Origin of the sequence: Streptomyces sp. NPDC000410 (assembly GCF_040300305.1) — a bacterium.
Lineage (GTDB): Bacteria > Actinomycetota > Actinomycetes > Streptomycetales > Streptomycetaceae > Streptomyces.
The window spans coordinates 23,175-36,290 of the sequence record NZ_JBEPDM010000046.1 but is presented as its reverse complement, the minus strand read 5'-3'; the positions used below and the strand labels follow the sequence as shown (position 1 = coordinate 36,290).

General features: G+C 74.4%; 10 protein-coding genes. 5 read left to right on the top strand and 5 right to left on the bottom strand.

What is annotated here, in order from left to right; translation table 11 throughout:
* The first annotated feature begins 172 nt into the window (after positions 1-172).
* Positions 173-595, top strand: a complete 423-nt coding sequence (locus ABT342_RS30840; RefSeq protein ID WP_351581155.1) for a hypothetical protein — start codon at positions 173-175, stop codon at positions 593-595.
* Between the two features lie 75 nt (positions 596-670).
* Here ABT342_RS30840 and ABT342_RS30835 read toward each other — a convergent pair whose 3' ends face one another.
* The 5 genes from ABT342_RS30835 to ABT342_RS30815 all read right to left on the bottom strand — a co-directional run bounded on the left by ABT342_RS30835 (position 671) and on the right by ABT342_RS30815 (position 9,398).
* A complete protein-coding gene (locus ABT342_RS30835) occupies positions 671-5,809 on the bottom strand; it encodes a hypothetical protein (RefSeq protein WP_351581153.1) in 5,139 nt (1,712 codons plus the stop codon).
* A 30-nt stretch (positions 5,810-5,839) separates the two neighbouring features.
* Positions 5,840-6,751 carry a hypothetical protein gene (locus tag ABT342_RS30830; protein ID WP_351581151.1) on the bottom strand — a complete coding sequence of 304 codons (912 nt, stop codon included), beginning with the start codon at positions 6,749-6,751 and terminating at the stop codon, positions 5,840-5,842.
* Positions 6,748-7,029: a hypothetical protein gene (locus ABT342_RS30825; RefSeq protein ID WP_351581150.1), complete on the bottom strand. Its 282-nt coding sequence runs from the start codon at positions 7,027-7,029 to the stop codon at positions 6,748-6,750. Before ABT342_RS30825 ends, ABT342_RS30830 begins: the two co-directional genes overlap by 4 nt.
* A complete protein-coding gene (locus ABT342_RS30820) occupies positions 7,026-8,570 on the bottom strand; it encodes a hypothetical protein (RefSeq protein WP_351581148.1) in 1,545 nt (514 codons plus the stop codon). The genes ABT342_RS30825 and ABT342_RS30820 overlap by 4 nt, the downstream gene beginning before the upstream one ends.
* A gap of 87 nt (positions 8,571-8,657) precedes the next feature.
* On the bottom strand, positions 8,658-9,398 hold the full coding sequence (locus tag ABT342_RS30815; RefSeq protein WP_502965642.1) for a GntR family transcriptional regulator: 741 nt from the start codon (positions 9,396-9,398) through the stop codon (positions 8,658-8,660).
* Between the two features lie 122 nt (positions 9,399-9,520).
* Here ABT342_RS30815 and ABT342_RS30810 point away from each other — a divergent pair, with 122 nt between their 5' ends.
* From ABT342_RS30810 to ABT342_RS30795, 4 genes are read left to right on the top strand one after another with little or no spacing between them, the layout of a single operon-like run.
* Positions 9,521-10,801 carry an MFS transporter gene (locus ABT342_RS30810; RefSeq protein WP_351581144.1) on the top strand — a complete coding sequence of 427 codons (1,281 nt, stop codon included), beginning with the start codon at positions 9,521-9,523 and terminating at the stop codon, positions 10,799-10,801.
* Between the two features lie 14 nt (positions 10,802-10,815).
* Positions 10,816-11,580, top strand: coding sequence for a LamB/YcsF family protein (locus ABT342_RS30805; RefSeq protein ID WP_351581143.1), 765 nt, complete (start codon positions 10,816-10,818; stop codon positions 11,578-11,580).
* Positions 11,577-12,194 (top strand): 5-oxoprolinase subunit PxpB, encoded by a 618-nt coding sequence (gene pxpB, locus ABT342_RS30800; RefSeq protein WP_351581141.1) that lies wholly within the window; start codon positions 11,577-11,579, stop codon positions 12,192-12,194. Before ABT342_RS30805 ends, pxpB begins: the two co-directional genes overlap by 4 nt.
* Positions 12,191-13,081, top strand: a complete 891-nt coding sequence (locus tag ABT342_RS30795) for a 5-oxoprolinase subunit C family protein (RefSeq protein ID WP_351581139.1) — start codon at positions 12,191-12,193, stop codon at positions 13,079-13,081. Before pxpB ends, ABT342_RS30795 begins: the two co-directional genes overlap by 4 nt.
* The last annotated feature ends 35 nt before the right edge of the window (positions 13,082-13,116 follow it).

The window sequence follows — 13,116 nt, the reverse complement described above, 5'->3', positions numbered from 1 at the left end:
CTGGACGTATGGCTGGAATTCTTCGTTCCGGGGGAATTTTCGCCGCGGCCCGTTCGTCTTCCTGTACGGGGACTCAGTACGGGGAGCAGGAGTTGCGGGCCCAGCGGCGTAATCGGGCCCGGGCCGGGCAGCCACCCTGCAGTCGGACACCGGTGGGGAGTGAACGCGGACCATGGGAGCGGCGGACAAGACGGGTGTGCCGGGCGGCCGGAGGCTCTGGGTCGAGGAGCCGGCGGCGCGGCGCCGGATGCCCGATCCGGTGCGTACGGCGGCCGTGCGGGCCGTCATCGTGACGGCGGTGACGCTGGTTCAGGCGGTGATGGCCTTCTTCTTCAGTCTCACCGGCTCGTGGCTGGCGTTCCCCATGGTCCTCAGCAGTGTGGGCAGCACGGTCCTGGCGACGTGGGCGGTGCTGGACATCTGGGTGACCCGCCAGGTGTGGAATCAGCGCAATGGTGTGGTCTCGGTGCCGAGCAGCACGGCGCGGCAGCTGCGGCGTGAGCGGCGCCGCGCCCGGCGTACGGCCAGGGCGACGGCTCGGGAGGCCTCGCGGATACGGAGGCGGGGCACGGGCGGCAGGCTGTCCGAGGCCTGACGGACGGCCCGTGCCCCGGGGACTGTCCACCGGGCGGTGGTGGACGGGGCTGTCCTCGGGAGTCGTTGACCCGCTCTACTGGAGAGTGGTCGACGGGGCGGGGTGCTGTTCCGGTGCGGGTGCGTCATCGGCCGCCCCGCGTTTGAACATCCGGGTCGCGGTGATCTCACCGTGCACGGTCTCGCCCTCGGTGCTCTGCTGCGGCAGACCGGGGCGCAGATGCTCCTCGACACTGATGTACTTGAGCCCCGCGCGCAGATCGGCGTCGTTGCGCAGCCGGATGACCAGCGGGAATTCGGCGAGCGCGGTCGTGTCGAACAGCCCTGTGGTGTAGAGCAGCTGGACGCCGAGCGCGTCCGAGACGGCCCGCTGCAGCTCCAGCAGATACGTGGCGTTGGCACGGCCGATCGGGTTGTCCAGGAACAGGGTGCCCGCGTGCCGGTGCTTGTCACGGCCGCGGTCGTTGCTGCGCAGGGCCGCCATCGTGCAGTAGAGGGCGATGGCGGCGGTGAGCAGCTGGCCACCGGAGAAGACGTCTCCCATCTGTCCGACCGGGACACGCTCGGCGCGCAGGACGGCGTCGGGCTTGAGGATCTCGACGGCGACGCCCTTCGGCTGCAGCGCGGCCTGGACGCCGCGCAGCAGCAGGGACATGCCGTCCCGGCGCAGGTCGGAGTTCTTCTTCAGGGCGGCGCGGGTGGCCTCGTCGACGACCTCGCCGAGCCGTTCGGTGAGGGTGGCCTGGTCGGGTTCCTCGAAGCGGATGCGGAGGAATTCCTGGCCGGACCACTCACCGAGGCCCTCGGGCAACCGGGAGAGCCGCTGTGCCGAGCGGAGCGTGGTGAGCGCGGACTCCACGAGACCCCGGAGCCGGTCGACGATGGAGTCGCGGTTGCGCTCCAACTGGGCGAGCTCGTCGGTGAGGACACGCAGCCTGGGCGCGAACGCCTCGGCCCACTTGGCGGCGTGCTCGGGCAGGGCGGCCGCGGGCAGTTCGCGGATCTGCTGGCGGGCCGGGGTGCGGACCGCCTCGTAGCGCGTGGAGTTGGCGTGGCGTACGAGGACGTCGCTCGCCTCGCGTACGGCGGCCTCGGCGGTGGACAGGTCGGACGCGCAGCCGCGCAGCGAGCGACGGGCCTCGGCCGCGGACTGCCGGGCCTCCTCCAGACTGCCCGGGTACGGCTCGGGGGTCTCCTGCTCCTCCTCCGCGTGGTCCCTGAGCAGGTCGCGCAGCAGCGCCGCGGTCTCGTCGAAGCCGCTCGCGGCGTCCTCGGCACCGCGGTGGGCGGTGAGCAGTTCGGCGTGGGTGGCGCGGGCGGTCTCCAGCGCCTCGGTGCGGGCCGCGAGTTCGGTCGTGGCGGTACGCAGCAGGGTCTGGGCCTGCTCGACGTCGGCGGGGACGAGCTCGTCGGGCAGCTCGGTGTGCGCTTCTCCGTCCACCGGGGCGAGGCGTTCGGCGTCGCCGCGCAGTCGGCCGAGCTTCTCGCTGGCCTCGGAGGCACGGGTCTCCAGCATCTGCACCAGTGCCTCGGCGCGGGCCGCGGCGGCCTGGCGGGAGGGGCCGTCGGCACCGTCCGTGCCTTCCAGGAGCTGGGCGGCGCGGGTGCGGACCTTGTTGGTGAGCCGGTCGAGCTCGGCGAGGGCCGCGCTCTCGTCGCTCTCGGCGCGGGCCTGTTCGGCGCGCAGGTCGGCGCCGACGCCGACCTTCTCGTACAGCTGGGAAGCGGCCCGGTACGCCTCGCGCAGGGCGGGCAGCGGAACGCGGGGCGCGTCGGGGTCCGCCTCGGGGAGCTGCTCCGGGGCGCCCGCGATCTCGGCGCGCTCGGCGCGCAGCGCACGGGCCGTGCGGCGGGCGTCGTCGGCGGCACGCTGGGCGGCGCGGCGGTCCTCGTCCGCGGCGCGTGCCCGCTCCAGGCAGGTGGCCGCCCGGGCCTCGGACTCGGCCGCGTCGTCCGCGAGTTCGCGGAGCTTCGTCTGCCAGCCGGCCCGCTCGCGCAGCCGGAACGCCAGCCCGGCGAGCGCGTCGGCGGCGCGGCGGGCGCGCTGGGCGGCGTCCTGGCGCTCGTCGCGGACACGGGCGGTGTCGGCGGCGGCCTCGTCCGCCTCGGTGCGTACGGTCCGGGCCTCGGCGAGCGCCGCTTCGGCGGCCTCGGCCGCTTCCTCGGCGGTACGGGCCGCCTCGGCGAGCTCGGCGAGCATGCCGGGCGGGCAGTCCGCGCGCCACGCCCCGATCCGGGACGCGAGCGCCCGGTCGCCCGCGAGGCGGGCCGCCAGCTGCCGGATCTCCTCGTCCCGCGCGGCCGCCCTGGCGCGCAGCGCCTGCCGCTCCTCGTCGGCGGCGTGCTCGTCGTGCATGGCCGGGTTCGGCGGTACGAGGAAGACGTCACCGTCGCCGCCGCCGTCCCCCGGTACGGGAGCGAGCAGGGCGGCGGCGGTGCCGACGGCGACGGTGGAACGCGGCAGCAGCGCGGCACCGGCGAGCGCCTCGCGGGCCCTGGCGTACGACACCGGGTCTGTGATCACGACGCCGTCGACCAGCTCCGGCCGCGCGGCCAGCACGGCGGCGTGGTCGGCCGGGTCGACGGCCTGGGCGAGGTAGCGCCAGCCGGGCAGCGCGGGGATGCCGTGCTCTCCGAGGAACTCCACGGTGGCCAGCACGTCGGGGCCGGGCGGCAGCAGTCCGCCGTCGCCGAGAGCTCCGAGGATGCGGGCGTCGTCGGCTGCGGCGGTCCGTAGATCGAACAACTGCCGCTCGGCGGCGGCGACTCCCTGGTCGAGCAGCTCGCGCAGGTCATCGGCGTACCGGTCGAACTCCTCGGCGGTGAGGGGGCCTTCCGTACCCTGCCCGTACAGCGCCGGGGCGGGCCGCGTCGCGTCGGACTCGACGCCGGGAGCGGTGGCGCCTGCGGCGGCGGGGTCGGGGTGGCCCGAGGAGGCGGACGGGGGCGTGCCGGGGCCGGTCGCGGCGGCGCCGGGACCTGCGCCGGGAGCGGTGGCGCCTGCGACGGGGTGGCCGGGGCCGACGCCGGGTTCGGCGCTTCGGCCCGCTTCGGCCGACGCGGCCTCGGCGGTGCCCTCCGACTGCGCGGTCGTACCGGCGGCGGCAGCCGCCGGGCCGTCACCGGCAGTGGCCCCACCCGGGGTGGGACCGGCAGCCGTCGGCGCATCACCCGCAGGCGCCGGGCCGGGCCTTCCGGCAGCACCCGCCGCACCCTGCCCGGCGGAACCCGCGGGCAGCGGGCCGGGGGCTCCGCCCGGGGTGGCCCCGATGGCCTCGGGCGCGGTACGGGCGCCGGGCAGCGATACGTGCACGGACGAGCGCCGGGCGGACGCGGCGGGGGATGCCGCTCCCGTGGCCTCCGCACCCGCGGGGGGAAGGCTCAGCAGCTCGGCGAGGCGGTCGGACTCCGCGATGGAGGCCGCGGCGAGGCGCTCGGCCTCGTAGGCGTGCGCGGCGGACTGCGCGGCGTCCGCGGCGCGGGCCGCGGTCAGTTCGGCCCGGGTTTCGTCGGCGGCGGCCGCGCGGGCGTGGTCGGCGGCCGTACGGGCGGCGTCGCGGGCGGCGTCCCAGGCGGCGACCGCGGTCTTCTCGGCGTCGCTCGCGGCGAGCGCCGCCCGTGCGGGGTCGGCGTCGGGCGCGGTGTCGTCGAGCCAGCCGGCCCGTACCGCTTCCGCGGTCTCCAGTTCGACCTCGGCGAGGCGCTGGCGCAGGTGTCCGGACTCGCTGCGGGCGCGCTGGGCCTCGGTCGCGGCTGCGGTGGCGTCGCGATGGGCGGTCTCTCCGGCCTCCTGGAGGGCGGTGGAGCGCTCTTCCTCCTCGTTCGCGACGCGCTCGCCGTCGTCCGCGGCGGCGTGCAGGGCGCGCACCAGGTCGGCGGCGGCCGTGGCGCGGGCGGCCAGGGCGGGCGCGGCGTCCCGTTCGGCCTCGCGGATCGCGGCGGCGACACGGGCGGACCGGTCGGCCGCGGCACGGTGCCGCAGCACCGCCTCGGCCGCCTGCCAGGCGGCGTGCAGCGTGCGGGCGTCGGTGAGCTCGCGACGCTGCGCGGCGGCGCCCTTCTCGGCGACGGTGAGCGCGAGCGACGCGTGCCGGTAGGCCAGTTCGGCGGCGATGAGCGAGCCGCGGCCGCGGGACCGTTCGGCCTCGGTCACGGTGTGGGCGGCGGCGGTGACCAGCTGTGCGAGCTCGGCGGAGCGGCCACGTTCCTCCCCGGCGCGGGCGGAGAGCCTGCGGGCGAGCGTACGCGTGCGGCGTTCGGCGCCCGCGTGGATGTCGCGGGCGCGCGCACGCGTCTCGGCCGCGTCCACGATCCGCCCGAGCAGATCGACTGAGCCCGCCGTGAAGTCGCGCTCGGCGGTGAGCTCGGCGCGGCGGCCCAGCTTGTTGCCGAAGCCGCTGACGAGGTCGGCGAGGCCGTCCGTGTCGCGGGTGTCGGTCACGGCCCGCAGCAGCAGGTCGGTGAAGTCGGAGTCCTTCTTGACCGCGAAGAGGCCGGCGGCCTCGCCCTCGTCGGCGTTCATCTCCCGCTGGTAGCGGAACAGTTCCGGGTCGAGGCCGAGATCCCCGAGGTGCTCGTTCCAGCGGTCGTGGATCTCCTCCCAGTACACGTCGAGATGCGGGTACGCCTTGCCCGCGTCGGTGATCGCGTCCCGGAAGCCCTTCATCGTGCGGCGGCGACCCTGCGCGCCGGACGCGCCTTCGACGGGCGGGCGGACGGCGGTGGACTCGGCGACCGGCAGCGAGTCGAGGCTCAGTCCGGGACCCGGCCGGAAGCTGTACCAGGCCTCGGCGAACTTCCTCGGGTCGTTGGAGACCTGCCGCCCGCGCCACTCGCTGACCTTGCCGACGACGACGAGCTCTCCGGTGAGGGTGTGCTGCCACTCCAGCGCGACGTGTCCGCAGTCGTCGGCGAGCAGGAACTTGCGCAGCACGCCGGAGCTGGCGCCGCCCAGCGTGTTGCGGTGACCGGGCAGCATCACCGAGAAGATCAGTTTGAGCAGGACGGACTTGCCGCCGCCGTTCTCCAGGAAGAGCACGCCCGCGGGAGCGGGCCGACGCGGCGGACCGACCGGCTCCTCCTCGAAGAACTCGGCCTGCATGGGGGCCGGGTTGGGCACGGGTGCGCCGACTCCGCGCAGGTCCAGCACGGTGTCGGCATAGCGCGCACCGGCAGGCCCGATGGAGTAGAGGCGGACCCGGGACAGCTCGTACATGGCGGGGGACTCTCGTCGTTCTCGGCAGGATCAGGCGTGGAAGGGGAGGCCGGCGTCGGCGGCGAGCTCCAGGTCGTCGGCGTCGGGTGGCGGCACGAGGGTCGCGGTGCCGTCGGTGACCGGGACGATCCCGAGCTCCAGCAGTTCGGCCATGGCGGCGCTGCCCGCCATGTCGCGGACCTGGAGCTGGTAGCGGGCGGTCGTGCGGTACGCGCCGCCCGCGTCGTCGCCCGTGCGCTGCAGGAAGCCGGAGTCGGTGAGGAACGCGACGGCCTTGCCGATGATGCCGGTGGTGGAACCGGCCAGACGCCGCGCGTCCTTGGTCGCGCCGGTCGCGCTGCGTCTGGCGTAGATCCGCCAGGCCGCTTCCAGACCGGGGGCGTCGGAGGCCGGGTCGGTGTTCTCCCCGTGGTCCTCGGCGCGCTCCTCGAGGCGGCGGCAGGCCTGCCGGACGAACGCGTCGACTCCGTTGACGGTGATCCGGCCGATGTAGCCGTCGTCGGCGAGGTCCTCCGGGCGCGGGAACGCCATGGCGGCGACGGCGAGATGGGCGAGCCCGTGCAGGAAGCGGTCGGCGGAGTCGGTGGAGGCGCGGCGGGCGTAGTCGCCCATGCGTACGGCGAAGACGGAGTCCTCGCCGGCGGTCACGGCCATACCGGCGCGGGGGGACACTTCGAGGACGACGAGTCCGAGGCCGGTGGCGACCGCGTCGGCGAGCCGCGCGAAGGCGGGGTCCTCACGGTAGCGCCGCAGGAGGTCGGCGTACTCGACGTCACGTGCGGGCAGCAGCTTGGGCTGCAGCCCGAACGAGACGAGCCGCGCCGCGTCGGCCGCGTCCGCGGGCGTGACTCCCCCGGCACCGGCCATCGGCCCGGACGGCGGCCCTTGCGGCGCACCCGGCTCGCTCCACGCCCCGGCGTGCTCTGCGTCGTGGTCGCTCACGGCTGGTGCTCCTCGCGGTGGTTCTCTTTCGGTACGAATACGGGCATGTCGCCCACTCCGGTGTCGGCGCCGCCCGGCCGTCCGCCCACGGCCGCGGACAGGTGGGCGCGGCGGCCCCCGGCGCCGCCGCAGGGGCGAGCCGTGACGCGCGGACACCCGTGCGCGGGCAGCGAGCGGGCCGGACGGCCGGCATGCGGTGCCCCGCGGCCCGGCCGGACAGCCGCGCTCGGGCACCCGCGTACGCCCCACGGCCGGATGGCGGCGGTGTGCGTGGTCATGCCGCCTCCGTGCGGTCCGCGGCCATGCCGGCCGCGTCCAGCAGGGCCGTGCCCACGATCAGGTCGGCGCCGCCGAATTCGGGGTCGTCGAGCGGGGTGCCGTCGTCGACGGCGAAGAGCAGGCGCTGTTCGCCCTGGCGGTAGGCGGTGCCGACCGGGGGGCTGGCCGCGTGGATGGCGAGGAGGGCGACGAGGTAGGGGAGGTCCGGGTCGCGGCGGCGCGCTTCGGCGAGCAGGCCGGAGAGGCGGCGCGGGGCGTCGTGCTCCAGGTCGAGCAGTTCCTTGGCGTGCGCGAGCTGTTCCTCGCTGAAGCGGCTGTCGTCCGGGGTCGCGATCAGGTCCGGCTCGGGCATCTCCGCGCCCAGGTGCTCCCGCTCGACGGGCGGGGTGAGCAGCATGTCGACGAGGTCCCCGACGCGGACGGCGGCCGGGGTGCGCAGCCCGGTGCCACGGGCGAAGAAGGCGTCGGTGACGCGGATGGCCTGCTCGACGGGGAGCGGCAGCAGGGGGGCCACGATCTGCCCGTACAGGTCCGTCCCGGAGCGGGCGGCGGGCGCGGCGAAGGCCTGGCGGTCCTGCTCGGCGCGGAAGAGGGGGCCCGCTTCCAGGAGCCGGGACTGGAGCTGGGTGTGGCGGCGGATGCAGTCCTTGACGATGTCGACGAGCTCGGCGGCGCGGCGCTTGTGCTCGCCCGTCTTCGGATCAGAACCGGTCTCGGCCTCGTCGCGCGCCTTGCGGATGTTCGTCAGGATCGCGTTCTCGTGGCGGTAGCGGTCGGCGACGTGGTCGAGCGCTTCGGCGATCATGTCGGGCACGGCGTTGAGCCAGTCGACCGCGCGCACGTTGCGGCGGGTCGCCTCCAGCGTCTTGCGGAGGGTCTCCGCGTACTGCACTGTCCGGTAGCGGGCCTGCTCCGCCGCGAGCTGCGCGTCGGCGAGCCTGCCCCGGCTGATGAGCACCTCCAGCTTCACCTCGGCGGCGATCTGGGCGCTGGTGACGTCCGTGTCGAGGGCGCCGACGAGGACGTTGACCGCTTCGTCCGTCGTACGGAGATAGACACTGCCGCCATAGCCGGGGACTTCTTCGATGAGCTTGAAGTCGTAGTCCCGCCGGACATAGACCCCATCTGCTCCGAAAGTGCCGTAGACGGCACGGAAGCCGCGGTCCACACTGCCGACGTTGATCAGGTTCTCCAGGACCCAGCGGGCGACACGCTCGTGCTCCGCGACGGGCCGCTGGGGCGCCTGCGCCGCGATGCGAGGGAGCAGCCTGGCCACTATCTGCTCATGGTCGGCGCCGGTGTCGAAGTCCATGTTGAGTGTGACGAGATCGATGGCCGCGAGGGCGACTTCCGCCATCGCGTAGATCGAGTACTCACCGGCCAGATTCGCCTTGCGGGTGTCCAGATCGTGCAGCGGGGCGGTGCACGCGAGCGCGCGGAGCCGCCGCGCGAGCCCTTCGTCGGCGGCCGGGCCCTGCGCGGGCCGCGGCCCCGCGCTGAGCTGGGGCGGAACGAATTCCGTCGAGGCAGGCGAAGTCACGGTGCACAGACTAGGTCCTCGCACTGACAACGGTCGAAACGGCGCAGACCCCCCGCCATGCCACGGCGCGCGGAGCGCGGGCGGGCCTCAGCGCTCCGTGGTGTCTCCGTCCGCGACCAGCTCCGCGTACACCTGCACGAGCCGGGCCCGCGAGTCGTCCAGATAGTCGGCGAGGAGCCGCTCCGCACGGTCCCGCTCCCCCGCCCGCAGTACCTCCAGAATCTCCCGGTTTCGTACGAGATAGGGCTCGTGGAGCGCGCGCGGGTCGCCCACCACGTGAAAGGCGAGGCGGAGTTCGGCGAGGACGCCCCGCATCAGCTCGTCCGTCCGCACGCTGTGCGCGAGCGCGACGAGCTCCCGGTGGAAGTGGATATTGGCGGTGGAGACGCCTTTCCAGTCGCCTTCGCGGGCGTACCGCTCACCGTCCTTCACCGCGTCGATCAGGTCGTCCAGCGCGAACGGCGGCTTGCCGAGCCCGCGCACGACCGCGCATTCGACCAGCCGGCGGGTGCGGTAGATGTCCTCGACGTCCTCGACCGCGAGGACGCGCACGAACACGCCGCGGTTGAGCTGATGGACCAGCAGCCGCTCATGGGTCAGCAGCCGGAACGCCTCGCGAAGCGTGTTGCGCGAGACTCCCAGCGCTTTGCCGATGGCGTCCTCGGAGAGCCGTGCCCCCGGCGGGAAGAAGCCCTCCGCGATCCGGGTGCGCAGGATGTCCGCGACCCGTTCCGCCGTGCTCGTGCGACTCAGCAGCAGGCGGTCGTCCGCCAGTTGGCCGTGCTCGGACTCCGTCGCTCCCACAGCGCCCTCTCTCCCTGCCTGCATCGTCCGGATTCAATCGTAGAAACAGGAACAAGACAACATTCCCCTTGTCGGATCGTTCAACAATCCTCTACGGTGTGGTGAGCGTCACTCAGCAGCACCCCCTCCCCCTCTGCGAGGTGCAGATGAGCACGACCCGGACCACCCAGACGAAACAGGGCGAACGACCGGAGGACACCGGTGCGTTCGCTTTTCTCCGGGCGCTCGGCCCACGCGGCCGCCGGGCCTTCGGCGGCGCGTTCGGCGGCTACGCCCTCGACTCCTACGACTTCTTCACGCTGCCGCTGAGCATGGTCGCCATCGCGGCGTACTTCAGCCTCGACAGCGGCCAGACCGGGCTGCTCACCACGGTCACGCTGGTCGTCTCGGCCATCGGCGGCGCGCTCGCCGGGATCCTCGCCGACCGCATCGGCCGGGTCCGGGCCCTCATGATCACGGTGATCACGTACGCGCTGTTCACCGTCCTGTGCGGCTTCGCCCCCAACTACGAGACGCTGCTCGTCTTCCGCGCCCTCCAGGGCCTCGGCTTCGGCGGCGAGTGGGCGGTCGGCGCGATCCTCGTCGCCGAGTACGCCACCGCCAAGCACCGCGGCCGCACGCTCGGCGCGATCCAGAGCGCCTGGGCGGCCGGCTGGGCCCTCGCCGTCATCGTCTACACCCTGGTCTTCCAGTTCCTGGACGCGGACGTAGCGTGGCGGGTCATGTTCTGGACGGGCGCCCTGCCCGCGCTGCTCGTCGTCTACGTCCGGCGCAATGTCACCGACGCCCCCGAAGCCTCGGAGCGGCGCCGCGCGAGCGGCGACCGCGGCTCGTTCACCGCGATTTTCCGGAGGGACCTGGGGCGCACCACGCTCTTCGCGGTGCTGCTCTCCACCGGCGTCCAGGGCGGCTACTACACCCTGGCCACCTGGGTGCCGACGTACCTCAAGTCGGAGCGGGGGCTCACGGTCGTGGGCACGGGGGGCTATCTGACGTTCCTCATCTCCGGCGCCTTCATCGGCTACCTCACGGGTGGCTACCTCACGGACGTGCTCGGCCGGAAGAAGAACATCGCCCTGTTCGCGGTACTGTCCGCGCTCTGCATCCTGGCGTACACGAACATTCCGGCGGGAGCGGACGGGCTGCTGCTGGTGCTCGGCTTCCCGCTCGGGTTCTGCATGTCCGCCATCTTCAGCGGATTCGGCTCGTTCCTCGCCGAGCTGTATCCGACGGCGGTGCGCGGCACCGGACAGGGCTTCACCTACAACACCGGCCGGGCGGTGGGGGCGTTCTTCCCCACCCTGGTCGGGTTCCTCGCCGGAAGCTGGGGCGTCGGCGGCGCCCTCGTCTTCGGTGCAATCGGTTACGGCCTCGCCGTCGTCGCGCTCCTCGGGCTGCCCGAGACCCGCGGCCGCGAGCTCGCGTGAAAGGACGCCCCACCATGACCTGGGCATCGATCGATCTCAACGCCGACCTCGGAGAGGGCTTCGGCCGCTGGCGGCTGACCGACGACGAGCAACTGCTCTCCGTCGTCACCAGCGCCAACGTGGCCTGTGGCTTTCACGCCGGGGACGCGGCCACCATGCGGCGGGTCTGCGCCCTGGCGGCCGAGCGCAAGGTGCGGATCGGCGCCCAGGTCTCGTACCGCGACCTGGCCGGCTTCGGCCGCCGCTCGATGGACGTCCCTCCCGACGAGCTCGCGGCCGAGATCGCGTACCAGATCGGCGCGCTGGAGGTCTTCGCCCGCGCCGCCGGTACGCGCGTCTCGTACGTCAAACCGCACGGTGCGCTCTACAACCGCGTCGTCCACGACGAGCAGCAGGCCGAGGCCGTCGTCGAGGGTGTCCTGCTCACCGGCGAGCGACTGCCGCTGCTGGGGCTGCCCGGCTCCAGGCTGCACACCGTCGCGGAGAAGGCCGGACTCCCCGTCGTCACCGAGGCGTTCGCGGACCGGGCGTACACGGCGGACGGCACCCTCGTGCCACGGGGGCAGGAGGGCGCTGTCGTCACCGACGCGGGGGCGGTGGTGGAGCGGTCGGTGTCCATGGCCCGCTTCGGGGTCGTCACCTCGCTGTGCGGCCGTTCGGTGGGCGTGCGCGGGCGTTCGCTGTGTCTGCACGGCGACACCCCGGGGGCGGTCGGCCTGGCCCGCCGGGTGCGGTCGCGGCTGGAGGCGTCGGGGGTTCGTGTGGAGGCCTTCGTATGAGGCTGCTGCCCGTCGGTGACCGGGCGCTGCTGGTGGAGCTGGACAGCGGGGAGGAGGCCGCGTCGCTCCACGCCGAACTGTTGCGCCGCCGCGCCGCCGGCACGCTGCCGCCGGTGCGGGAGATCGTGCCGGCGGCACGGACGGTGCTGCTCGACGGCATCGACGAACCGGGCAGGCTCGCCGCCGAGCTGCCCGGGTGGCGCATCCCGCCGCGCGCGGCCGGCGCGCGGAAGGTGATCGAGATACCCGTGCGCTACGACGGGCCCGACCTGGCGGACGTCGCGGCGCTGTGGGGCGTCGCGGAGGGCGAGGTCGCCGAGATCCACTCGGCGGCCGGATTCCATGTCGCCTTCTGCGGGTTCGCGCCCGGGTTCGGCTATCTGACCGGGCTGGACGAGCGGTTCGCGGTGCCGCGCAGGGCGACGCCGCGGACGTCCGTCCCGGCCGGGTCGGTGGCGCTGGCCGGACCGTACACGGGGGTGTATCCCCGCTCCTCCCCCGGCGGCTGGCAGCTGATCGGGACGACCGACGTGCCCCTGTGGGACCCGGCGCGGGAGCCCGCCGCGCTGCTCGCTCCGGGCACCGGCGTGCGCTTCGTACGGGAGGGACGGTGACCGATCGGGCCTTCGCGGTCGTCCGGGCCGGGGCCCTGACCACCGTGCAGGATCTGGGCCGCCCCGGGCACGCGCACCTCGGCGTACCCCGCTCGGGCGCGCTCGATCCGTCCGCCCTGCGCCTGGTCAACCGGATCGTCGGCAATCCGGAGGGGGCTGCCGTCCTGGAGACCACCCTGACCGGATGCGCGATACGGCCGCGCTGCGCGGTGACCGTGGCAGTCGGCGGGGCGCCCTGTCCGGTGCGCGTCGGCGGCAGGGCGGTGGCGTGGGGCGCGCCCGTACGGATCGCGGCGGGTGCGGTGCTGGAGGTGGGCGCGGCGGTGCAGGGCGTACGCAGCTATGTGGCGTTCGCCGGGGGTGTCGCGGCCGAGCCGGTGCTGGGCAGCCGGTCGACCGACCTGCTCTCGGGCCTCGGACCCGCGCCCCTGGGCGACGGTGCGGTGCTGCCGCTGGGCCTGCCAGCCGGGCCCGCCGGGCGGCTCGACGGCTCGCCGCCCTGGTCCGCGCCGGCGTCCGAGCTGGTGCTTCGGGTGCGGCTCGGGCCGCGCGACGACTGGTTCACAGGGGCGGCGCTGCGGACCCTGGTGTCCGGTGTGTACCGGGTGGCGGCGGCGAGCAACCGCATCGGCCTGCGTACGGATGGTCCGCCTCTGGAGCGTGCCGTCCGCGCCGAACTCCCCAGCGAGGGGATGGTCCTGGGCGCGGTCCAGGTCCCGCCGGACGGGCGGCCCGTCGTGTTCCTCGCCGACCACCCGACGACGGGTGGGTACCCGGTGGTGGGGGTCGTCCGGGAGGCGGACCTGGCGGGGGCGGCGCAGGCGGTGCCGGGGACGCGGGTGCGGTTCGTTCCCGTGGGGGGTGGGGGGTTGTCGCGGGGGCGGTGAGCGGGGGGGCGCCTGCGGCGGGCCTTTCTCCCCGC

Bases quoted from the DNA above. Each gene is read 5' to 3' on its own strand.
- ABT342_RS30815 (WP_502965642.1), bottom strand. From the start codon at position 9,398: ATGCAGGCAGGGAGAGAGGGCGCTGTGGGAGCGACGGAGTCCGAGCAC.
- pxpB (WP_351581141.1), top strand. From the start codon at position 11,577: ATGAGGCTGCTGCCCGTCGGTGACCGGGCGCTGCTGGTGGAGCTGGAC.
- ABT342_RS30810 (WP_351581144.1), top strand. From the start codon at position 9,521: ATGAGCACGACCCGGACCACCCAGACGAAACAGGGCGAACGACCGGAG.
- ABT342_RS30825 (WP_351581150.1), bottom strand. From the start codon at position 7,029: ATGACCACGCACACCGCCGCCATCCGGCCGTGGGGCGTACGCGGGTGC.
- ABT342_RS30805 (WP_351581143.1), top strand. From the start codon at position 10,816: ATGACCTGGGCATCGATCGATCTCAACGCCGACCTCGGAGAGGGCTTC.
- ABT342_RS30835 (WP_351581153.1), bottom strand. From the start codon at position 5,809: ATGTACGAGCTGTCCCGGGTCCGCCTCTACTCCATCGGGCCTGCCGGT.
- ABT342_RS30840 (WP_351581155.1), top strand. From the start codon at position 173: ATGGGAGCGGCGGACAAGACGGGTGTGCCGGGCGGCCGGAGGCTCTGG.